The organism is Rhodococcus sp. NPDC059968, from assembly GCF_042738615.1.
Taxonomy (GTDB): Bacteria; Actinomycetota; Actinomycetes; order Mycobacteriales; family Mycobacteriaceae; genus Rhodococcus_F.
The window spans coordinates 215,031-236,110 of the sequence record NZ_JBHWUE010000001.1 but is presented as its reverse complement, the minus strand read 5'-3'; the positions used below and the strand labels follow the sequence as shown (position 1 = coordinate 236,110).

Below are 21,080 nucleotides of genomic sequence, written 5' to 3'. Positions count from 1 at the left end.
TAGTTGTAGCGCACGGTCTCGACCATCGCTCAAATCTAGCGAAAGGCACCGACAAGTGAGTCCCACAATTTTCCACCCACACCTCCGCGCGAACGAAGCCGGTGGACTTTCAGCAGGTCGACGATGACCACGACCGAGCAGGTATCCGTCGGCTACATCGGCCTCGGCAACATGGGTGCGCCGATGGCCAAGCGGCTGCTGAACCGGCCCGGCGGACTCATCGTGTGCGACACCCGTCCGGAGGCGCTGGAACCGTTCGGCAAGGCGGGCGCGAGGGTGACGTCGAGTCCACGGGAGGTGGCGGAGAACGCGGACGTCATCTCCGTGACCGTGCTGAACGACGAGCAGGTGCGCGCGGTCGTCACACAGATCCTCGACACCGCGCGGCCGGGCACCGTCGTGGCAGTGCACTCCACCATCAGCGACCTCACCGCCGTCGAACTCGCCGACCGCTGCCGCGCACAGGGCGTCGACCTGATCGACGCACCCGTCAGCGGCGGCGCACCCGGCGCGCACAAGGGGAAGCTGGCGGTGATGGTCGGGGCGAGCGACGACGCGTTCGAGAAAGTGCGGGAGCCGTTCGGGCACTGGGCCGAACTCGTCGTCCACGCCGGAGACGTGGGCGCGGGTACGCGGATGAAGCTGGCCCGCAACCTGCTGCACTTCGTCTCGTTCACGGCTGCCGCCGAGGCGCAGCGGCTCGCCGAGGCCGCCGGTCTCGACATCACCGAACTCGGAAAGGTGGTGCGGCACACCGACGCGATCACCGGTGGCGCCGGCGCGATCATGCTCCGCGACACCACCGACGCTCTCGACGAGAACGACAACTGGTACCCGATCATGACTCACGTCCGGGACCTCGGGGAGAAGGACCTGTCGCTGGCGATCGGGCTCGGCGAACGACTCGACGTCGCGCTGCCGCTCGCCCGACTCGCGCTCACGGGTCTGGGTCCGGGGCTCGGCGTCGACAGCACCGTGGACAAGATCGTGGACAAGGAGGAGCAACCATGACCGACGACACCCGCACCCGTGGCCTGGCCATGATGGAGAAGGTCTACGGGTTCGAGATGCAGGACGGACCCGGCGCACATTTCGCCGTCACCGCCGACCATCTGTTCGCCGACATCTGGTCGCGGCCCGGGCTGAGCATCCGCGACCGCCGGCTTCTCCTCCTCGGTGCGCTCACCGCGCAGGGACTCGTCGACGTCGCCGAGATCCAGGTGGGGGCGGCCCTGCACAACGAGGAACTGGACGAGGACCAACTCCGGGAGATCGCCCTGTTCCTGTGCCATTACGTGGGCTGGCCGTTGGGGACGAAACTCGACTCGATGATCGGTGGGGTGCTACACAAGCGGAAGAAAGCGGCCAGAGCGGCCGCCCCGGATGCAGAGGCCACATGAGCACCGAACACCTGACACCTGAGCTTCTCCGACTCGCCGACTCCACCCCCGGCTTCATGCCGGAGGACGAGGGGACGGCCCTGCACGAGGCCGCGTTGCAGTACCTGATCCCCGGCGGGGTGGGCGTCGAGATCGGCACGTACTGCGGTCGCTCGACGATCTACCTCGGAGCGGCGGCGAAGGCGCGGGGCGCCCGCATCGTCACGATCGATCACCATCACGGTTCCGAGGAACATCAGCCCGGCTGGGAGTATCACGAACCGGCGTTCGTCGACCCGCACACCGGTCTGCTCGACACGGTCGGCCGGTTCCGGCACACGATGGCCGACTCGGGACTCGAGGAGTACGTCGTGGGTGTGCTGGGCCGGTCGTCGACGGTGGCAACGTTCTGGCGCACTCCCGTGAACTTCGTGTTCATCGACGGCGGCCACACGTCGGAAGCGGCGTCGGCGGATCTCGAGGGGTGGGCGCCGTGGGTGAACGTCGGCGGCGCCCTGGTGATCCACGACGTGTTCCCGGACCCGGCGGACGGTGGTCGACCGCCGTTCGAGATCTACGAACGGGCGCTGGCGACAGGACAATTCAAGGAGACGTCCGTCACCGGGTCACTGCGTGTTCTCGAGCGGGTGGGCGGTCAGACGGGCGAACCGCTGGCCTGACAGTAGTCGCCGCACCGGTCGAGGCCGATCGGTAGTCCCACGGGCAGCGCCGCGTCCCGGAAGATTCCGTGTCCGGGCGTGGTGCGGGACAGCGCGTCCGCGGCGAGGATCATCGCCCCGCCCGTCCACGTGGTCTGCTCGACCGGCCACCGTTTGCCGTCGCTGTACACGAGGCCCGTCCAGTACGAGCCGTCCGGATCCCGCAGGTGCTGCATGGCGGCGAACTGCGCCAGCGCGCGGCTGTGCTCCCCCATCGCATCGAGGGCCAGTACCAATTCACACGTTTCGGCGCCCGTCACCCACGGCCGATGGTCCACGCAGCGGATGCCGAGTCCCTCGACCACGAAGTCGTCCCACCGCGACGCGATGCGGTCCGACGCGACCTCACCGCGGACGGCGCCCCCGAGGATCGGGTAGTACCAGTCCATGGAGTATTCGTCCTTGATGGCGAACGCCTCCGGGTGCTGCCTGATCGCGTGGCCCAGCGTGTATTTCGCGAACTCCCATTCCGGCTGCGGATCGTCGACCAGCCGGGCGAGGAGCAGCCCGCAGTGCAGGCTGTGATGAATGCTGGAGTTCCCCGTCAGCAGCGCCTCGGGGCAGTCCTGCCCGTTCTCACCGCGGGCCCACCAGATTTCGCCGCTCGACGACTGCATGTCGACGACGAAGTCGAGACCGCCCTGCACGGACGGCCACAGAGCGTCGACGAAATTCCGGTCACCGGTGATCAGGTAGTGGTGCCACACCCCCACCGCGAGGTAGGCGCAGAAATTGCTGTCGGAATCGTGATTCTCCACGGCCCCGTCGCGGAACTTCGTCGGCCACGAACCGTCCGGTCGTTGCGTGCGCCGCGACCACGCGTACGCGCCCTCCGCCTCCCCGATCAGTCCGGCGGCGGTGAGGGCCATGGCGGATTCGACGTGATCCCACGGGTCGGCGTGCCCGCCGGGAAACCACGGCAGCGCCCCCGACGACTCCTGCGCTGCCGCGATCGACCGTGCTGTCTGCCTGACCTGGCTCTCCGACAGCACGTTCGGCACCGACGGGACGCCGGCGGCTCTCACCGCGGCGCCTTCACCACGCTCGGTTCCCTCGGCTTCTCGAGGTAGAACACGACGCTCTTGCCGACCACGGGGTTGAGGACCTTCTCGGCGGTCCGCGTGAGCCAGGGGGCTTTCATCATGTCCCACACCAGAACCTGGTGGTAGGCCTTCGCGAGCGGGTTGTCGTTGTTCTCCACCCCGACCGCGCACTTGAGCCACCAGTACGGCGAATGCAGGGCGTGGGCGTGATCCCGGCCCCGGACCTCCAGCCCGGCGGCCGTCAGCTTCTCCGCCAGTTCGTCGGCGCGGTAGATGCGGACGTGGCCACCCTCCACCTCGTGGTACGCGTCGGACAGCGCCCAGCAGATCTTCTCCGGCAGCCACCGCGGAACCGTCACCGCCGCAACACCACCCGGCTTGAGGATGCGGGTCAGCTCGGCGATGGCCCGGCCGTCGCGGGGCACGTGTTCGAGGACCTCGGAGATGAGGACGACGTCGAACGTCGCATCCTCGTACGGCAGATTCAGGGCGTTGCCGACCTCGACCCGAGCCGACGCGCCCGCCGGGACCTCACCGACCTCGGCCATCGCCACGAACATCTTTTCGACGTCCGCGAGTTCGTCGACGTTCTGGTCGAAGGCGATGACGTCGGCGCCGCGTCGATACAGCTCGAACGAGTGCCGTCCGGCGCCCGCCCCGATGTCGATCACCTTGTCGCCGGGCTTCACACCCAGCCGGTCGAAGTCCACGGTCAGCACGGTCGGCCTCCTTCACGGGTCTGCGCTATCGCTTCGGCATAGGTCTGCGCGGTTCTCGCGGCCACGGCGGCCCAGCTGTAGCGCTCGAGCACGCGTCGACGGCCACCGTCGCCGAGCCTGGCCCGGCGCTGCGGATCGTCGAGCAACGCGCCCAGCACGTCCGCGAGTTCCTGTGGGTCACCGGGCGTCACCAGCACACATGCCTCCTCGTCCGTTCCCACGACCTCGGGAATGGCGCCGGCTCGGCTCGCCACCAGCGGGGTGCCGCACGCCATCGCCTCGACGGCGGGCAGCGAGAAACCCTCGTACAGCGACGGGACGCACGCGACGTCGGCCGACGCCAGCAGCGACGCCAGCTCGGCGTCGTCGATACCCGACACCGTCCGGACGACGTCGCCGATGGCCAGCTCCTCGATGAGCTTCTCCGTCACTCCCCCCCGTGCGAGCTTGGTGACCAGCACCAGTTCGACGACTCGCTCGGTGTGCACCTTCGCGACCGCCTCGAGAAGCGTCGACACCCCCTTGAGGGGCATGTCGGCGCTGGCGACGCACACGACGCGACCCGGGATCCGCGCGGCGGCCGGGGGCCGGAACACCTCGGTATCCACGCCCAGCGGGATGGTCTGCAGGTTCCCGGCGGGAACGTCGAAGGCCGCGCTGATGTCGTCGGCAGAGGACTGCGACACCGTCAACAGCGTGGGGATGGCACGCGCCACGCGCTTCTGCATGCGCAGGAATCCGTACCAGCGTCGGACCGTCACCTTGCGCCACCACTTCGCCGACGCCAGGTCCAGCTCGCGGTCGCGGGTGATCGGATGATGAATGGTGGCGACGACGGGGAGTCCGGCCTTCTGGAGTTGCAGCAGCCCGTAGCCGAGGCACTGGTTGTCGTGCACCACGTCGAACTCGTCGGCGCGCTCCTTCAGCAGTCGCGCGGCGCGGAGGCTGAACGTGAGCGGTTCCGGGAAACCGGCCGTCCACATGGTCGCGACCTCGAGCACGTCGACGCCGTCGCGGAACTCGCGTGGGTGCGGCGTTCTGAACGGATCCGGCTCGCGATACAGGTCGAGGCTGGGGACCTTCGTCAGCGTCACCCGCGGGTCGACGTCCGGGTACGGCTGCCCCGAGAACACCTCGACCTGATGGCCCAGTTCGACCAGCTCACGGCTGAGATGGCGTACGTACACACCCTGCCCACCACAGTGGGGCTTGCTTCGATACGACAAGAGTGCGATGCGCACGGACTTCGGCCTCTCCTCGAGCAGTTGGCAAGCAATACTAGAACACGTTCTTACTCGAGTGTGCCCTCATCCCATCCAACCGCACTCACTCACCCCACCGCGGTCGACTCGCGCAATCCCTCGAGTTTTCCGGACAGACGCCCGAGGTACGCCAGGACGTCCTCCTCGCTGCGGTCGGGCAGTCCGTACACGACTTCGGTGACGCCGAGATCCTTCCACCGCCGCAACTTGTCCACGTCCGGCTTGCCGTCGAGCACGACGATCCGCGGTTCGCCATCCCTGCCCGCCTCACGCCACATCCGTCGTAGCGTGGCGACGCGGTCGTCGATGTCCTGCTCGATCGGAGTGGTCATCCACCCGTCGGACGATTTCACGATCCACCGGAAGTTCTTGTCGTTGCCGGCGGCGCCGACGATCACGGGAGGTACCCGGGCCGGCTTGGGCCACGCCCAGCTCGGACCGAAGCTCACGAACTCGCCGTCGTAGGACGCCTCGTCCTGCGTCCACAGCGCACGCATCGCCTCGAGGTATTCGCGCAGCATCGTCCGGCGCCGTCCGGGCGGGACGTTGTGATCGGTGAGCTCGTCCAGGTTCCATCCGTACCCCACGCCGAGGATCACCCGCCCGCCGCTGAGATGGTCGAGCGAGGCGATCGTCTTGGCCAGCGTGATCGGGTCGTGCTCGACCGGCAGCGCCACCGACGTCCCCAGTTCGATCCGCTCCGTGACCGCCGACGCCGAGGCCAGCGCCACCCACGGGTCGAGGGTGCGCATGTAGCGATCGTCGGGCAGCGACGCGTCGCCCGTCTGAGGATGCGCCGCATCGCGTTTCACCGGAATGTGCGTGTGCTCGGGCACGTAGAACGAGTCGAATCCGTTGGCCTCTGCACCCCTCGCAGCCGAGGCCGGCCCGATCCCGCGGTCACTCGTAAACAACGTAATGCCGAATTTCACGAATTCTCCTTGGCCGAGAGCCTTTTCCTTCTTGCACACTAACTACTGGACACCTGTTTAGCCACCTCTCCATGTGAGTGGCGAAGCGTGCCCCGGCACACTTCGCCACTCACATGCTCAGGCGCCGTAGACCGGGACCGGGGTTTCGGCCTTGGCGAGCAGGTCGGAAACGACGGGTCCGATCTCCTTCGGTTCCCAGCGCGCGCCCTTGTCCTGGGTGGGGCCGTGCCGCCAACCCTCGGCGACGGTGATCTTGCCGCCCTCGACCTCGAACACGCGTCCGGTGACGTCCTTCGAGTCCGTGCTGCCCAGCCACACGACGAGCGGGGAGATGTTCTCCGGCGCCATCGCGTCGAACCCCTCCTCGGGCGCGGCCATCGCCTCCGCCATCGCGCCGCCCGCGCCGACCGTCATCCGGGTGCGGGCGGCCGGAGCGATCGCGTTGACGGTGACGCCGTAGTTCCTCAATTCCGCGGCCGCCTGAATGGTCATCTCCGCGATACCCGCCTTCGCGGCGGCGTAATTGCCCTGCCCGATCGAACCCTGCAGTCCGGCACCGGAACTGGTGTTGACGATCCGAGCGTCGACGACATTGCCCGCCTTCGCCTCGGCCCGCCAGTACGCGGCGGCGTGCCGCAGCGTCGCGAAATGCCCCTTCAGATGCACCCGCACGACGGCGTCCCACTCCTGCTCGCTCATCCCGACGAGCATGCGGTCGCGCAGGAACCCGGCATTGTTGACCAGCACGTCCAGGCGTCCGAACGTGTCGATGGCGGTGTTGATCAGATGCTCGGCGCCGGCCCAGTCCGCGACGTCGTCGCCGTTGACGACGGCCTCACCACCCGCGGCGACGATCTCCGCGACCACCTGCTCGGCTGGACTCTCCCCGGTGGCGGAACCGTCGATGCCGGCTCCGATGTCGTTGACCACGACCTTCGCGCCCTCGGCGGCGAACGCCAGTGCATGCGCGCGTCCGATTCCGCGTCCGGCGCCCGTCACGATGACGACGCGACCGTCGACCACTCCACTCATGCCTTCTCCTCTGTAGATGCTGTAGCTGCCGCCAGGAAGGCGGGACGTTCTCCGCCGCCGTGGACGGTCAGTGTCGAACCGCTGACGTACGCCGCCAGCGGTGAAGCCAAAAACACGGCGCAGTTGCCGATGTCCTCCGGGCACGCCATCCGGCCCAGCGGGACCGTCGCCCCGACCGCCGCGATCCCCGCCTCGTCTCCGTAGTGCAGATGCGCCAGTTCGGTGCGGACCAGGCCGACGACCACCGAGTTGACCCGCACCTTGGGCGCCCACTCGACCGCGAGACTGCCGGTGAGACTGTCGACGCCCGCCTTCGCCGCACCGTACGCCGCGGTGCCGGGCGACGGCCGCGATCCGCTGACGCTGGAGATGTTCACGATCGCGCCGCCCGAATCCTGCTTCTGCATCACCGCATTCGCGATCTGCGACACCACGAGCGGCGCGAGCAGGTTCAGCTCGACGATCTTGGAGTGGAACTTCGGGCTCGCCTCCGCGGCGAGCGCGAAGGGCGCCCCGCCGGCATTGTTGACCAGCACATCGAGCCGGCCGTGCCGCTCGACGATCCGATCGACGAGACCCTGTACCTGCTCCGGATCGCGGATGTCGCAGGGCAGGAATTCGATGCCCCGGCCGTCCACCTCCACCGGTTCCTCCCCCGGCCGGCGGGCGCAGGCCACCACCGTCGCGCCCGCCCGCAGGAAGGTGCGGCTGATGCCCGCACCCACCCCGCGCACACCACCGGTCACCAGCACGACCGCTCCGTCCAGATTGAAACGCGTTTCCATCGTGCTACCCTACCAAGCAATTGCTTGGTGAGTGAAGTTGTGCGGATGACGAGGGAGAAGAACAGTGGGAATTCGGAGTGCTAGCGAACCGGGGGGCATCACCACAGTCACCGTCGACTACCCGCCCGTGAACGCCATCCCGTCCCGGGGCTGGTTCGAGTTGGCCGACGCCATCCTCGACGCAGGGCGGAACCCGGACACCCACGTGGTGATCCTGCGAGCGGAGGGACGCGGGTTCAACGCCGGCGTCGACATCAAGGAAATGCAGGCCACCGACGGTTACGGCGCGCTGGTCGACGCCAACCGCGGCTGCGCGGCCGCGTTCGCCGCGGTCTACGACTGCGCCGTGCCCGTAGTGGTTGCGGTCAACGGATTCTGCGTCGGCGGCGGCATCGGCCTGGTCGGGAACGCCGACGTGATCGTCGCGTCCGACGACGCCGTCTTCGGACTGCCCGAGGTCGACCGCGGCGCACTCGGCGCCGCTACCCACCTCGCCCGGCTCGTCCCCCAGCACATGATGCGCACTCTGTACTACACGGCGCAGAACGTCACCGCCCAGCAACTCCAGCACTTCGGATCCGTGTACGAGGTGGTGCCGCGGGAGAAACTCGACGACACCGCCCGCGACATCGCCGCCAAGATCGCGGCCAAGGACACCCGGGTCATCCGGTGCGCCAAGGAAGCCATCAACGGCATCGATCCCGTCGACGTGAAGACCAGCTACCGCCTCGAGCAGGGCTACACGTTCGAACTCAACCTGGCCGGCGTCTCGGACGAGCACCGCGACGAGTTCGTCGAAACCGGAAAGCCCCGCTCCAACTCGAACAACAGGAAAGGCTGACATCGATGGCGAGCAAGCGCGACAAGAGGATGTCGCTCGACGACGCGGTCGGGGAACTGCGCAGCGGAATGACCATCGGCATCGGCGGCTGGGGTTCGCGCCGCAAGCCGATGGCGCTGGTCCGGGCGCTGCTCCGCTCGGATGTCACCGACCTCACCGTCGTCACCTACGGCGGCCCCGACCTGGGGTTGCTGTGCTCGGCGGGCAAGGTCAAGAAGGCGTACTACGGTTTCGTGTCCCTGGATTCGGCCCCGTTCTACGACCCGTGGTTCGCGAAGGTGCGCACCGCGGGTGAGATCGAGGTCCGCGAAATGGACGAGGGCATGGTCAAGTGCGGCCTCGAGGCCGCCGCCGCCCGGCTGCCGTTCCTACCGATCCGTGCCGGGCTCGGCTCCGACGTCCGGGGTTTCTGGGGCGACGAACTGCGCACCGTCACCTCCCCCTACCCGGACGCGTCCGGCAAATCGGAGACGCTGATCGCGATGCCCGCCCTGAATCTCGATGCCGCACTGGTCCATCTGAACCTCGGCGACAAGCACGGCAACGCCGCCTACACCGGAGTCGACCCCTACTTCGACGACCTGTACTGCGCGGCCGCCGAGAAGCGGTTCGTCTCCGTCGAGCGGGTGGTGGAGACCGAGGAACTGGTGAAAACCGTTCCACTGCAGAATCTCATCCTCAACCGCATGATGGTGGACGGCGTGGTGGAGGCCCCGAACGGCGCCCACTTCACCCTCGCCGGAGACAGCTACGGCCGCGACGAGAAGTTCCAGCGTCACTACGCGGAATCGGCGAAGACCCCCGAGGCGTGGCAGCAGTTCGTCGCCACCTACCTGTCCGGCAGCGAGGACGACTACCAGGCCGCCGTGAAGAAGTTTGCAGAGGAGCAGGCATGAGTGAGACGATCACCGAAGTCACCCGCGCGGAGTACTGCGCGATCGCGTGCGCCGAAATCTTCTCCGGGGCAGGCGAGATCATGGCCAGCCCGATGGCGACCCTGCCCCTGATCGGCGCCCGGCTCGCGCGACTGACCACCGAACCCGACCTGCTGATCACCGACGGCGAGGCCCTGATCTTCGCGGACACCCCCGCCGTCGGCGCGAAGGCCCCGATCGAGGGCTGGATGCCGTTCCGGAAGGTGTTCGACGTCGTCGCCTCGGGCCGGCGCCACGTGGTGATGGGCGCCAACCAGATCGACCGGCACGGCAACCAGAACCTCTCGGCGTTCGGTGCGCTGCAGCAGCCGACGCGTCAGATGTTCGGCGTCCGCGGTGCGCCCGGCAACACGATCAACCACCCCACCAGCTACTGGGTGGGCAAGCACTCGGCGCGGGTGTTCTGCGACAAGGTCGACATCGTCTCGGGCGTCGGCTACGACCAGATCGACCCGGAGAACCCCGCATACCGCTTCCACCACCTGCACCGGGTGGTGAGCAACCTCGGGGTGTTCGACTTCGGCGGTCGCGACCACACGTTCCGAGCGCTGTCGCTGCACCCCGGCGTCACCGCCGAACAGGTCGCCGGGAACACCTCGTTCGAGGTGGCAGGGCTGGCCGACGCCGGCGTGACCCGCGAACCCACCGACGAAGAACTGCGGCTGATCCGCGAGGTCCTCGACCCCCGCAGCCTGCGCGACCGGGAGGTGTCGGTATGAGCAGCCTCAGAACAGCGCTGACCGAGCTGGTCGGTGTCCAGCACCCGGTGGTCCAGACCGGGATGGGCTGGGTGGCCGGACCGCGGCTCGTCGCCGGCACCGCCAACGCCGGCGGTCTCGGCATCCTGGCGTCGGCGACGATGACGTACGCAGAACTCGAAGCGGCGATCGCGAAGACGAAGACCCTCACCGACAAACCGTTCGGGGTGAACATCCGCGCCGACGCCTCCGACGCCCCGCAACGCATCGACCTGCTCATCCGGGAGAACGTGCGCGTCGCGTCGTTCGCGCTGGCACCGAAGCAGGACCTGATCGCGAAGCTGAAAGCCGCCGGGGTGGTGGTCATTCCGTCGATCGGCGCCGCCAAACACGCCAAGAAGGTGGCGTCGTGGGGCGCCGACGCGGTGATCGTGCAGGGCGGCGAGGGCGGCGGGCACACCGGCCCGGTGGCCACCACACTGCTGCTGCCGTCGGTGCTCGACGCCGTCGACATTCCCGTCGTCGCGGCGGGCGGCTTCTACGACGGACGCGGACTCGCCGCCGCCCTCGCCTACGGCGCCGCCGGCGTCGCGATGGGCACCCGCTTCCTGCTCACCCAGGAATCGACGGTCCCCGACTCCGTCAAACAGGAATACCTCGCCCGGGGACTGCAGGACACCACCGTCTCCCGCAAGGTCGACGGCATGCCCCACCGGGTCCTCAACACCGACCTCGTCAACAGCCTCGAACACTCCGGCAACGTCCGCGGCCTGGTCGCGGCCGCCCGCAACGCGTCGAAGTTCAAATCCATGACCGGCATGAAATGGTCGACGCTCGTCAAGGACGGCCTCGCCATGAAGAAGTCCAGCGACCGCACCTGGCAGCAGATCATCATGGCAGCCAACACCCCGATGCTGCTCAAGGCCGGGCTCGTCGAAGGCAACACCCACGCCGGCGTCCTCGCCTCCGGGCAGGTCGTGGGACTGCTCGACGACCTGCCGACGTGCAAGAACCTCATCGACGGCATCGTCGCCGACGCGATCAAACGCATCGACGCACTCGGCGCCCTGCGCGTCTGAACCAACGGGACGCTCGTTCGATCTGACGCAACGAGCGTCCCGTTCGTCCGGCTAGGAGCTGGCGGCCTTCGCCGCGCTCAGCTGGATGACGCGGCCTTCGCCGCGATGCGCGCCCGGACCTCCGGCCGCCGCAGCGGGGGCACCGTCTGCGGCGGCTGCTTCCGCGGCGGCAGTGCCGCGAGCAGCTTCGTGGTGGCCTCGGTGACGACGGCTACCGCCTCCTCGAAGGGCTCACGGTTGGCGTCCGTCAGCTTCTGGATTCCGCTGACCTTCCGGACGTACTGACGCGCCGCCGCCTCGATCTCCTCCGCGGTGGCCGCCGGTTCGAGTCCGCGCAGCTCGGTGATGTTTCGGCACATGACTCGACGATAGCGCCGCCCGGTCCTCCGCGCGGCTCCTCGGCGCCGAACGAATGTACCCTTCGGCGCACCTGAGGCGATCGAAGGTACATTCGCCCGGCGCGTATCAGCTGCGGGCGGGCTCCAGCGCGTCGTCGTCCGCGGGCACGGCGTCCGCCTCGACGTCCGGGAGCGGGGTGCGGGATCGCGCGGCCACGACTGCCGCGCCGAGCAGGACCAGCGCGATGAGGCACTGCGAGCTTCCGATCACCTCACGCACGGCCGCCTCCACCCAGCCGGACGACGAGGACTGCAGGACGAAGTTCGGGCCGATCAGGAAGATCAGGGTGGCGGCGCCGATCAGGGGTCGCCAGCTGCGGTACTGCGGTGCGATCAGGATCGGAATCAACAGGATGCTGTATGCCCAGTGATGGGTGACGGCGAACGGCGCGGCGAGCAGGGATGCCAGGGCCACGATCGACAGCGCGATCAGGTGCTCACCGGACCGGGTGAAGCGATACGCCGACCACGCCGCCGCGGATACGATGACGGCCGCGCTGAGCACCCACAGGACGCTGGCCAGCCGGCCCTCCGCCCCGAGCCGCGCGATGACGCCGGTCACGGCCTGGTTCCGGAAGAAGTCGGGCGCGCCCGCACGGCCGGTGGCGAAGAACTCGCTGGTCCAGAACCACACCGACGACTGCGGCAGGAGCCAGAAGCCGAGGCCGACGGTGACCAGGATCGTGGCGAGGGATCGTCCGAACGAGCGGAAGTCGCGGCGGACGAGCAGGACCAGGAGAAAGGCTGCCGGGGTGATCTTGACCGCCGCGGCGAGGCCGATCGCGACTCCGCGGAACCGCTTCGGGATCACACCGGTGCAGTCGGCGACCACGAGCGCCATCAGAATGATGTTGATCTGACCGAAGTCGAAGTTCGAGCGCATCGGCTCGAGGAAAAGCACCGGCCCCATCGACAGCAGAGCGAGAAGTTCGGGGCGTGCGACGTCGAGCTTCGACAGCGCCACCTTGACCATCCACCACACGAGCCCGAGGTTGAGGGCGCACCACAGCGCCTGCAGGACCGCGGGGTCGATCTCCGCCATCGGCGCGAAGAGGATCGCCGCGAAGGGTGCGTAGATGAACCTGAACCCGGAACTGCTCGGGAAGTCCGCGGAGTAGAGCGGCAGCCCATTGACGACGGCGTAGCCGGCGTCGCGGAACACGGAGAGGTCCATCAGGTAGCCCATCGCCGCATCGAACTCTCGGTAGGCCACCGCCCCCAGGGAAAGGACGCCCACGAGGAGCGCGACGGCGTGGAGACGATAAGCCCTGAACTTCGATTCACTCTGTAACAAGAATTTGTTCTTTCATGATCGGCGTCGTGGTCAACCATCCACCGTAGCGGGCCGTGACCCAATCGTGACAAAGGCGAGGTCGCGGTGTCCGAACCGCGCATTTCGTCATAGTTCATTTAGACCGATATATTTCGACTATGCCCGCACGCGCCCTCGACAATCCCCTCGTCCTGCCGGTGCTCGGCCTACTCCTCGAATCGCCGATGCACCCCTACCAGCTGGAGGCCACGCTGAGCGAGCGCAGCGAGGAGGGCCAGTGGCCGCTCAACCGCGGCTCGCTGAACAATGTGGTCGCGGCTCTCGCTGCGGAGGGCTGGATCGAGGAACACGAACGTGCGCAACGGGAAGGGCGGCCCGCCCGCACCGTCTATGCCCTCACCGACACCGGGCACGCGGAACTCGTGAACCGACTCGACCTCCAGATCCGCAGCGCCGCACGAGAGTTCTCACCGTTTTTCGCGGCGATCAGCTACCTCGGCGCACTGGGACGCGAGGGCGCCGTCGACGCACTCACCGATCGCGCCGAACGACTCACCGCGAGAATCGAATCCGACCAGGCACGGCTCACCCGAGCGCTCGACGACGGAGTGCCTGCGCTGTTCGTCGTCGAAGCGGACTACGCACTCCACGCGGCGCGGGGCGAACTCTCCTGGATCGCGTCGACGATCTCCGACATCCACGCAGGCCGCCTCACCTGGCCCGCCCCGCAGACAGCTACCCCGGTCAGCCCGTCCCGAACGTCCCTTCGAGCCGATTCCGCGACCCGGGATGGACGAGACGTGCGGCACTGACGAGCCCCCGCGAGGACCACGTGCGACGCCGGATCATCAGGCACGGTTCGGCGCGCTCGATGTGGAGGAGCCTGCATTCCTCGGGTGACGCGAGGACCGCTTCGACGACGTGCTCGCCCCTCGTCAGAGGAGCCTCCACGCTCAGATAGTGATTGGGAGTCTGCTGGGTGAAGTCCTGATCGAGGTACCCGGGCGCCTCGGCGGGATTGACGAACCGGTCTTCGAGCTGGATCGGTGTGTCGTCCTCGTAGTGGATCATCAGCGAGTGGAACACCTTGCCGCGGATCGAATCCCGGATGAAGGCGTTCGCCGGATCGGCGTCTTCCTCCCGCACGTACACCACTTCGGTGCGGTGGCGGTGTCCGCGTTGCTGGATCTCGTCCGCGATGTTCTTGACCTCGAACAGGGGCGACGCCGTTTTCGTGGCCGCCACGAACGTCCCCACACCCATCAGGCGCACCACGAGACCCTCGGCGCTGAGTTCGCGCAGCGCGCGGTTGATGGTCATGCGGGACAGGCCCAGAGCGCCCACGAGCTGATTCTCCGAGGGCAACTGATCGCCCTCCTGCCAGCGGCCGGCATTGATCTGCGACACGATCAGCTGCTTGACGCGTTCGTACGCCGGGGCCGACTCCGTCCCCGGTCCGTTGTACAACGCGGCAAGCTCCGCGTCGACTACTGCGATCTCCACCACTGACACCCATCCCTCTGCAACACCGATGAACTTCCCGTGCAGTCGGCCGTTGCAGTCTATCGGCCGACTGCACGGGTAAGCCCTCATCGCGCGGTGCGCCCCGTGTCACCTCACCATGCTGCGCAGTTGCCTGGTCGCGACGGAGAGTGCGGCCAGGTCGTGTTCCCCCGATTCGGTGACGGCGTCGAGTGTGTGCCGGGCGCGCGCCAGCCGGGCGGCGTTGCGGTCCTCCCACTCGCCGATCTTCTGTTCCGCCGTGTCGACCGCTTCACTGCCCGAGATCACGTCGAGGCACAGTGCCCGGACCGTGTCGTACAACTCGTCGCGCAACGACAACCGGGCCAGCGCGTTCCACCTGGTTCCCCGTCCCAGCTGCGAGACACCCACCAGGAGGTGCACCAACCCGAGGCACTCGCCGAGCCGGTAGTACACCTCGGCCACCTCGCGGGGATCGCGCTGGGTGATGTCGGCGATCTCGACGATGTCCAGCAGCGCGAACCGATCCAGGAGCAGTTGCACCCGCCCGGCCAGGTCCGCGGGGACACCGCGGGCCACCAGCGCAGCCGTGCGGCTCCGCAGATTCTCCGCGTCCTCACCACAGAGCCAGCCCGCGACGTGTGGTGTCAGGTCCGCGACGCGGTCACGGAATCGGCTGATCTCCGCCCCGACCGCGAGCGGCTGGGGCCTGCGGGTCAGCATCCATCGCGACGCCCGGTCGAGCAGCCGCCGGGTGAACAGCGTGAGGTCGTCCGAGAGCGCGGCGTCGAGGTCGGCGTCCCGGATGTCGCGCCGAAGCGACGGCAGGCCGAACACGGCCGACACGACCGCGAAGGCCCGCACGGCGTCGGCGCTGCTCGCCCCGGCCTCCTCCCCCAGCCGGAAGGCGTAGGTGATGCCGCCGTTGTCGACGACGTCGTTGGTGAGGACCGTCGCGACGATCTCCCGCCGCAGCGGATGGTCGCCGATGGCGTCGCCGAAGCACTCACGGAGCCGGTGCGGGAAGTACCCGGCGAGGGCGTCCGAGAATGCCGGGCTGTCGGGCAGGTCGCCGGCCAGCAGGTCCGACTTCAGCGCCAGCTTGACGTGCGCCATGAGGGTCGCGAGTTCCGGCGAGGTGAGTCCGGTCTCCGCGCGCTCCCGGACGGAGACCTCCTTCCGGGACGGCAGCACCTCGATGGCACGGTCCAGACCGTAGCGGCCCTCCAGATGGCCGATGAGCCGTCCGTGCACCGTGAGGGACGCGGCGGCGTCGGCCCGGCTCGTGCCCAGCACGTCGTTCTGGGCGACGTTGTCGGAGAGCACGAGACGCGACACCTCCCCGGACATCTCGGCGAGCAGACCCGCACGGTCGTCCGCGGCGAGACGGCCACCGCTGACCAGGGCGTCGAGCAGGACCTTGATGTTGACCTCGTGGTCGGAGCAGTCCACGCCCGCCGAGTTGTCGAGAGCGTCCGTGTTGATTCGCCCGCCGGAGCGGGAGAATTCGATGCGTCCCAGCTGGGTCAAGCCGAGGTTGCCGCCCTCACCGACCACCCGGGCCCGGACGTCGGCACCGTCGACGCGGACGCCGTCGTTGCCTTTGTCCCCCACGTCGAGATGGGTTTCGGTGCCCGACTTCACGTATGTCCCGATGCCGCCGTTCCACAGCAGGTCCACCGGCGCCCGCAGGATGGCGCGGACCAGGTCGGGCGGGGACAGTTCGGTGGTCCCGGGACTCAGTCCGAGCGCGCGCCGCGCCTCCTCGCTGATCGGAACACTCTTCCTCGACCGTTCCCACACTCCGCCGCCGGCGCTGATCAGGCCGGGCGCGTAGTCCGCCCACGACGACCTCGGCAGCGCGAACAGCCGTTCCCGCTCCGCGAAGGACGCGGCCGCGTCGGGATTCGGGTCGAGGAACACATGCCGGTGATCGAACGCGGCGACGAGCCGGATGTGCGGGCTCGCGAGCATTCCGTTGCCGAACACGTCGCCGCTCATGTCGCCGATCCCGACGGCCGTGAACTCCTGCGACTGGGTGTCGACACCCATCTCCCGGAAGTGCCGCTTCACGCTCTCCCACGCGCCCCGGGCGGTGATGCCGAGCGCCTTGTGGTCGTACCCGACGGATCCGCCCGACGCGAATGCGTCACCCAGCCAGAACCCGTACTGCGTCGCAACGTCATTGGCGATGTCGGAGAACGTCGCGGTGCCCTTGTCCGCGGCGACGACGAGGTACGTGTCGTCGCCGTCGTGCCGCACCACCCGCGGCGCCGGGATCACGGCACCGGTCGCTAGGTCCACGTTGTCGGTGACGTCCAGCAGTCCGCTGATGAAGCTGCAGTAGCAGCGAACACCCTCGGCGCGTTGGGCGTCCCGATCGCGCAGCGGGTCGCCGGTGGGAGCGGGCGGGCGCGCGACGACGAACCCGCCCTTCGCGCCGACGGGCACGATCACCGAGTTCTTGACCGCCTGCGCCTTCACCAGGCCGAGCACCTCGGTGCGGAAGTCCTCCTTGCGGTCGGACCACCGCAGCCCTCCGCGCGCCACGGCGCCGAACCGCATGTGCACGCCCTCGACCCACGGCGAGTAGACGTAGATCTCGAAGCGGGGCCGCGGCTGCGGCAGTTCCGGGATCCGCTGCGGATCGAATTTGAACGCCAGGACCTGACGTTCCCGGCCCGGGCGGGCGTAGCGGTTGGTGCGCAGCGTCGCCAGGACCACGTTCAGGTAGGCGCGCAGGATGCGGTCCGCGTCGAGGCCGAGGACGTCGCCGATCGCCGTTTCCAGCGACGCGATCAGTTCGCCGCACTCCGCCGTGCCGTCCGGATCGAACCTCGCGGCGAACAGCCGGATCAGTGCCTGCGAGATCTCCGGATGATCACCGAGGACCGTCGCGATGTGGTTCTGGCTGTACGGGAATCCGCCCTGCCGGAGGTACCGCGCGTATGCCCGCAGCACCTCCACCTCACGCCAGTCCAGGCCCGCGCGGAGTACGAGTTCGTTGAAGCTGTCCGTCTCGGCCCGGGACTCCCAGGCCGCGGCGAACGTCTCCGTGAAGCGACGCGGCAGCAGATCGCCCACCGGCCCCGGCGACGCGTAGCGGATCCCGAACTCGTACATCCAGCACACCGTTCCGCGACTGTTCGCGACCGTGTACGGGCGCTCGTCGAGGACCGCGACCCCCATGCTCTGCAGGATCGGGAGAACATCGCTGAGGGAGGCGGGTGCACCGCCGACGAAGAAGGTGAAGCGCCACTCCGCCGCGTTCGCGTCGAGCCGCGTTTCGATCGCACCGTCCGTCAGCCTCTCGAACACCGCCAGATCGGCATGGGCCCGCCGGCCGTCGAAATCGTGCTTGTACACCTCCGGGAAGTGCTCCGAATAGTGTGCGAGGAGATCACGTTCGGCTGTGTCGAGCTCGTCGTGGAACCGGTCGTCCCAGGTCCGGCAGGCCCGGGAGATCCGGCGCTGAATCTCCAGTCGCCGCGTGTCCGTCACCTCCGTGTCCGCCGGGACCCGCATTGTGAAATGCACCATCGCCAGCGGGTACTCGGACACGTTCGTGGTGTATTCGACTGCGGTGCCGCCCAGTTCGTCCAGCAGGACGCGCTGCGTCGCCAGGCGCGTGCGCGTGTTGTACCGATCGCGGGGAATGAACACCAGCGCCGACATGCTGTCGCCCGGGACGTCCGTGCGCAGGAAGAGGTGAATCTGCTCGCGCGCGGTGATGCCGGCGACCTCGGTGAGGGCCGAATGCAGCGAGTCCGGGCTCGCCGCGAACAACTCGGTCAGCGGCAGCGCCTGCACGACCTGCAGCACGGCCTGCCCGGAGAAGGACTCGATGTCGAAACCGGCACGGTCGAGCAGGGCCCGCACCCGGCGTCCCGCACCCGGAATGTCCAGGACGTTCTCGTGCCTGCCCGCCGGGGTGAACGCGCCGACGAAGCGGTGCTCCACTCCTCCCGCCCGGACTCCGACCACCGACGGGTACGACGAACGGTGCACGGACACCGGAAGCGCCGCCTGCCCGATCGCCAGGACGGGTCCGGATTCCGTGGCCGGCGCACGATCGCCCTCCCGGTCGTGGAGCACGCCGAGACTCTCCTCGGGTGCGCCGTCGTCGCCGTAGCGCGCGTACCCGAGGACGGTGAAGTTGCCTGCTTCGCACCAGCGCAGGAAATCGGCGGCCTCCCGGAGCTCTTCGGACAGCGAGTCCTGCCCGGTCTGCGAGTCGAGTTGTTCGGAGACCTGAATCTGCAGTTCGCGCATGCGCGACAGATCCCGGTCCACCCGGCGCACGTCGGCGAGGACGGTGTTCAACGCCTCGACCAATGCGGCGACGACGGTGCCCGGCGTGTCGGAGCGCAGACCCACGTGAATCCACGACTCCGCCGTCCCCGAGTCGGTGGCAGGCAGAAGGTCGGTGAGGGTGCCCGACTCCGAGCGACGGGCGACGAGGACCGGATGCAGCGCCTCCTCGATCGGGGCGCCGACCCTGGCCGCGGTCAGGAGTACCGATTCGACGAGCAGGGCCATGTCGTCGGTGATGATCTGCACCGCCGGCCCGATCCCGCTGGGGTCTGCGGCGTCGATTCCGCGCACCACCGCGGTCCCGGGGTTTCGGTTCGACCCGGTCTCGAGATGCGCGTTCGCGATGCGATCACGCGCCTGCGGATCTGCGCCGTCGGCGGAGGGATGGCCGGCGGTGCGGAGGTAGAGGTCGCGGAAGCGCTCGGGCGCTTCCGGAGCGGAAAACTGCTGTTCATCGTCCTCGAGCGAATGTGGGGACGTCGAAATTACTCTCATGTCAGTACCTTCCGTCGGAAGCATCGACACTTCCGACTGGTGCAGTGGCGGGCCGGCACGCCTCTCGGCTGGGTCCTTGGAGAACGCTTGACAGGGGGTTGTCTATACAGGACTATACATCTAAGGCGATAAAAAACGTGAGTCAGAGCACACTGGATTCAGGACATGGGACAGAGCACCCGGGACCGACCCAGCTGCCGGACTCGTCACAGAGAGACATCAGGCCAATGACACACGAGGGACCTCCCGAGATCAGCCTCGCGCCGGAGCGTCGCACCATCGACGTCGTCCCGGACGACGAGCGCCACGGCTCTCCACGCAGCCAGTTCACGCTCTGGTTCGGCGCCAACATGCAGATCACCGCGATCGTCGACGGCGCCCTCGCGGTCGTCTTCGGCGCCGACGCCCTGTGGGCCATCGTGGGTCTGCTGATCGGCAATGTCTTCGGCGGTGCCGTGATGGCGCTGCACTCCGCCCAGGGACCGCGCCTCGGCCTGCCCCAGATGATCTCGAGCCGGGCCCAGTTCGGTGTTCTGGGCGCCGTGCTCCCGCTGGTCCTCGTCGTCCTGATGTACCTCGGTTTCGCCGCGACCGGCAGCGTCCTCGCAGGTCAGGCCGTGAACGAGATCCTCCACATCGACAGCCCGACGGTCGGCATCCTCATCTTCGGCGCGATGACCGCGTTCGTGGCGGTGACCGGCTACAAACTCATCCACGTGGTCGGCAAGATCGCGACGGTCGTGGGCATCGTCGGATTCAGCTACCTCGCGATCCGCTTGTTCGCCGAGTACGACGTGGCCGCGTTCGTCGGGAACAAGGGTTTCGACATCGTCACGTTCCTCCTCGCGATCTCGCTCGGTGCCGGCTGGCAGCTGACGTTCGGACCGTACGTCGCGGACTACTCCCGCTACCTCCCGCGCTCGACCAGCGAGCGGACGACGTTCTGGTCGACGTTCGCGGGCAGCGTGATCGGCTCGCAGTGGTCGATGACGCTGGGCGCACTCGTCGCCGCCGTGGCCGGGGATGCCTTCCTCAGCGACCAGGTCGGCTTCATCGGCGAACTCGCCGGACCCGCCGCGATCGCCCTGATGATCTACCTGGTGATCCTGGTCGGCAAGCTCACCGTCAACTGCCTCAACGCCTACGGCGGATTCATGTCGATCCTCACCACGGTGACCGCCTTCAACGGACAGTCGCGTATCTCGTCCCGGGCCCGCAGCCTGTACATCATCGGTTTCGTCGCCGTGTCGATGCTGATCGCGATCGGTGCCAGCGCAGACTTCCTCAACAATTTCAAGAACTTCGTCCTCGTGCTGCTGATGGTCTTCACCCCCTGGAGCGCCATCAACCTGATCGACTACTACCTCATCTCCAAGGAGCGCGTGGACATCCCGGCGCTGTACGACCCGGCGGGCCGCTACGGCCGCTGGAACAAGACGGCGATGACCTGTTACGCCGTCGGCGTTCTCGCGCAGATCCCGTTCCTCGCCCAGAAGCTCTACACCGGACCCGTCACGGAAATGCTGGGCGGCGCGGACATCTCGTGGATCGTCGGCATCGTCTTCACGGCCGCCATCTACTACCCGCTCGCGCGGCGCAGCAGCAACCCACCCCCGTCGATGATCTATCCGGCCAATACCGCGATGGCGGATTCGCGACTGTGAATCACGCTGACACCCAGACTCTTCCCACTC

The 21,080-nt window shown here is 68.1% G+C and carries 18 protein-coding genes and 1 pseudogene; 9 read left to right on the top strand and 10 right to left on the bottom strand.

Annotated features, from left to right (window positions below):
* Window positions 1-108: 108 nt before the first annotated feature.
* The 3 genes and pseudogenes from ACFWAY_RS01120 to ACFWAY_RS01110 all read left to right on the top strand — a co-directional run.
* Window positions 109-1,011, top strand: a pseudogene (locus tag ACFWAY_RS01120) (NAD(P)-dependent oxidoreductase); the annotation flags it as partial.
* Window positions 1,008-1,400, top strand: a complete 393-nt coding sequence (locus ACFWAY_RS01115; RefSeq protein ID WP_005244588.1) for a carboxymuconolactone decarboxylase family protein — start codon at window positions 1,008-1,010, stop codon at window positions 1,398-1,400. The pseudogene ACFWAY_RS01120 and the gene ACFWAY_RS01115, both read left to right, overlap by 4 nt.
* Complete coding sequence (locus ACFWAY_RS01110; protein ID WP_378509576.1) at window positions 1,397-2,059, top strand: class I SAM-dependent methyltransferase; 663 nt, start codon at window positions 1,397-1,399, stop codon at window positions 2,057-2,059. The genes ACFWAY_RS01115 and ACFWAY_RS01110 overlap by 4 nt, the downstream gene beginning before the upstream one ends.
* Here the strand turns inward: ACFWAY_RS01110 and ACFWAY_RS01105 are convergent.
* The 6 genes from ACFWAY_RS01105 to ACFWAY_RS01080 all read right to left on the bottom strand — a co-directional run bounded on the left by ACFWAY_RS01105 (window position 2,035) and on the right by ACFWAY_RS01080 (window position 7,871).
* Complete coding sequence (locus ACFWAY_RS01105) at window positions 2,035-3,123, bottom strand: prenyltransferase (protein WP_378509575.1); 1,089 nt, start codon at window positions 3,121-3,123, stop codon at window positions 2,035-2,037. The two genes, ACFWAY_RS01110 and ACFWAY_RS01105, sit on opposite strands and share 25 nt — an antisense overlap.
* Window positions 3,120-3,860, bottom strand: coding sequence for a class I SAM-dependent methyltransferase (locus ACFWAY_RS01100; protein ID WP_378509574.1), 741 nt, complete (start codon window positions 3,858-3,860; stop codon window positions 3,120-3,122). The genes ACFWAY_RS01105 and ACFWAY_RS01100 overlap by 4 nt, the downstream gene beginning before the upstream one ends.
* On the bottom strand, window positions 3,854-5,101 hold the full coding sequence (locus ACFWAY_RS01095; RefSeq protein ID WP_378450961.1) for a glycosyltransferase family 4 protein: 1,248 nt from the start codon (window positions 5,099-5,101) through the stop codon (window positions 3,854-3,856). Before ACFWAY_RS01095 ends, ACFWAY_RS01100 begins: the two co-directional genes overlap by 7 nt.
* An 89-nt stretch (window positions 5,102-5,190) precedes the next feature.
* The gene (locus tag ACFWAY_RS01090; RefSeq protein ID WP_378509573.1) at window positions 5,191-6,054 is read right to left on the bottom strand and encodes an LLM class F420-dependent oxidoreductase; all 864 of its coding nucleotides are present in this window, start codon (window positions 6,052-6,054) and stop codon (window positions 5,191-5,193) included.
* 117 nt (window positions 6,055-6,171) lie between these two features.
* The gene (locus tag ACFWAY_RS01085; RefSeq protein WP_378509572.1) at window positions 6,172-7,086 is read right to left on the bottom strand and encodes an SDR family oxidoreductase; all 915 of its coding nucleotides are present in this window, start codon (window positions 7,084-7,086) and stop codon (window positions 6,172-6,174) included.
* Window positions 7,083-7,871 carry an SDR family oxidoreductase gene (locus ACFWAY_RS01080; RefSeq protein WP_378509571.1) on the bottom strand — a complete coding sequence of 263 codons (789 nt, stop codon included), beginning with the start codon at window positions 7,869-7,871 and terminating at the stop codon, window positions 7,083-7,085. Before ACFWAY_RS01080 ends, ACFWAY_RS01085 begins: the two co-directional genes overlap by 4 nt.
* A 64-nt stretch (window positions 7,872-7,935) precedes the next feature.
* On the opposite strand from ACFWAY_RS01080, the gene echA20 reads away from it, so the two are divergent.
* Genes echA20 through ipdC form a run of 4 tightly spaced genes read left to right on the top strand, consistent with a single transcriptional unit; the run spans window position 7,936 to window position 11,424 of the window.
* Entirely contained in the window at window positions 7,936-8,712 is a 777-nt protein-coding gene (gene echA20, locus ACFWAY_RS01075) for a (7aS)-7a-methyl-1,5-dioxo-2,3,5,6,7,7a-hexahydro-1H-indene-carboxyl-CoA hydrolase (protein ID WP_378509570.1), read from the top strand.
* 5 nt (window positions 8,713-8,717) lie between these two features.
* A complete protein-coding gene (ipdA, locus tag ACFWAY_RS01070; RefSeq protein WP_378509569.1) occupies window positions 8,718-9,608 on the top strand; it encodes a cholesterol ring-cleaving hydrolase subunit IpdA in 891 nt (296 codons plus the stop codon).
* Window positions 9,605-10,366, top strand: a complete 762-nt coding sequence (ipdB, locus tag ACFWAY_RS01065) for a cholesterol ring-cleaving hydrolase subunit IpdB (RefSeq protein WP_378509568.1) — start codon at window positions 9,605-9,607, stop codon at window positions 10,364-10,366. Before ipdA ends, ipdB begins: the two co-directional genes overlap by 4 nt.
* Window positions 10,363-11,424, top strand: a complete 1,062-nt coding sequence (gene ipdC, locus ACFWAY_RS01060) for a (3aS,4S,5R,7aS)-5-hydroxy-7a-methyl-1-oxo-octahydro-1H-indene-4-carboxyl-CoA dehydrogenase (RefSeq protein ID WP_378509567.1) — start codon at window positions 10,363-10,365, stop codon at window positions 11,422-11,424. Before ipdB ends, ipdC begins: the two co-directional genes overlap by 4 nt.
* A gap of 77 nt (window positions 11,425-11,501) precedes the next feature.
* Here ipdC and ACFWAY_RS01055 read toward each other — a convergent pair whose 3' ends face one another.
* Both ACFWAY_RS01055 and ACFWAY_RS01050 read right to left on the bottom strand, forming a co-directional pair.
* Window positions 11,502-11,783, bottom strand: coding sequence for a DUF2277 domain-containing protein (locus tag ACFWAY_RS01055; protein ID WP_378450953.1), 282 nt, complete (start codon window positions 11,781-11,783; stop codon window positions 11,502-11,504).
* 106 nt (window positions 11,784-11,889) lie between these two features.
* Entirely contained in the window at window positions 11,890-13,116 is a 1,227-nt protein-coding gene (locus ACFWAY_RS01050; protein WP_378509566.1) for a glycosyltransferase family 87 protein, read from the bottom strand.
* A gap of 137 nt (window positions 13,117-13,253) precedes the next feature.
* Here ACFWAY_RS01050 and ACFWAY_RS01045 point away from each other — a divergent pair, with 137 nt between their 5' ends.
* The gene (locus ACFWAY_RS01045; protein ID WP_378509565.1) at window positions 13,254-13,907 is read left to right on the top strand and encodes a helix-turn-helix transcriptional regulator; all 654 of its coding nucleotides are present in this window, start codon (window positions 13,254-13,256) and stop codon (window positions 13,905-13,907) included.
* Here ACFWAY_RS01045 and hutC read toward each other — a convergent pair.
* Window positions 13,840-14,607 carry a histidine utilization repressor gene (gene hutC / locus ACFWAY_RS01040; RefSeq protein WP_378450950.1) on the bottom strand — a complete coding sequence of 256 codons (768 nt, stop codon included), beginning with the start codon at window positions 14,605-14,607 and terminating at the stop codon, window positions 13,840-13,842. The genes ACFWAY_RS01045 and hutC overlap by 68 nt on opposite strands.
* A gap of 99 nt (window positions 14,608-14,706) precedes the next feature.
* Window positions 14,707-19,386: an NAD-glutamate dehydrogenase gene (locus ACFWAY_RS01035; RefSeq protein ID WP_378509564.1), complete on the bottom strand. Its 4,680-nt coding sequence runs from the start codon at window positions 19,384-19,386 to the stop codon at window positions 14,707-14,709.
* A gap of 227 nt (window positions 19,387-19,613) precedes the next feature.
* On the opposite strand from ACFWAY_RS01035, the gene ACFWAY_RS01030 reads away from it, so the two are divergent.
* Entirely contained in the window at window positions 19,614-21,050 is a 1,437-nt protein-coding gene (locus ACFWAY_RS01030; protein ID WP_378450948.1) for a purine-cytosine permease family protein, read from the top strand.
* Window positions 21,051-21,080: the final 30 nt, after the last annotated feature.

Bases quoted from the DNA above. Each gene is read 5' to 3' on its own strand.
- ACFWAY_RS01115 (WP_005244588.1), top strand. From the start codon at position 1,008: ATGACCGACGACACCCGCACCCGTGGCCTGGCCATGATGGAGAAGGTC.
- ACFWAY_RS01110 (WP_378509576.1), top strand. From the start codon at position 1,397: ATGAGCACCGAACACCTGACACCTGAGCTTCTCCGACTCGCCGACTCC.
- ipdB (WP_378509568.1), top strand. From the start codon at position 9,605: ATGAGTGAGACGATCACCGAAGTCACCCGCGCGGAGTACTGCGCGATC.
- ACFWAY_RS01030 (WP_378450948.1), top strand. From the start codon at position 19,614: ATGACACACGAGGGACCTCCCGAGATCAGCCTCGCGCCGGAGCGTCGC.
- ACFWAY_RS01055 (WP_378450953.1), bottom strand. From the start codon at position 11,783: ATGTGCCGAAACATCACCGAGCTGCGCGGACTCGAACCGGCGGCCACC.
- ipdA (WP_378509569.1), top strand. From the start codon at position 8,718: ATGGCGAGCAAGCGCGACAAGAGGATGTCGCTCGACGACGCGGTCGGG.
- ACFWAY_RS01085 (WP_378509572.1), bottom strand. From the start codon at position 7,086: ATGAGTGGAGTGGTCGACGGTCGCGTCGTCATCGTGACGGGCGCCGGA.
- ACFWAY_RS01080 (WP_378509571.1), bottom strand. From the start codon at position 7,871: ATGGAAACGCGTTTCAATCTGGACGGAGCGGTCGTGCTGGTGACCGGT.
- ACFWAY_RS01035 (WP_378509564.1), bottom strand. From the start codon at position 19,386: ATGAGAGTAATTTCGACGTCCCCACATTCGCTCGAGGACGATGAACAG.
- ipdC (WP_378509567.1), top strand. From the start codon at position 10,363: ATGAGCAGCCTCAGAACAGCGCTGACCGAGCTGGTCGGTGTCCAGCAC.
- ACFWAY_RS01045 (WP_378509565.1), top strand. From the start codon at position 13,254: ATGCCCGCACGCGCCCTCGACAATCCCCTCGTCCTGCCGGTGCTCGGC.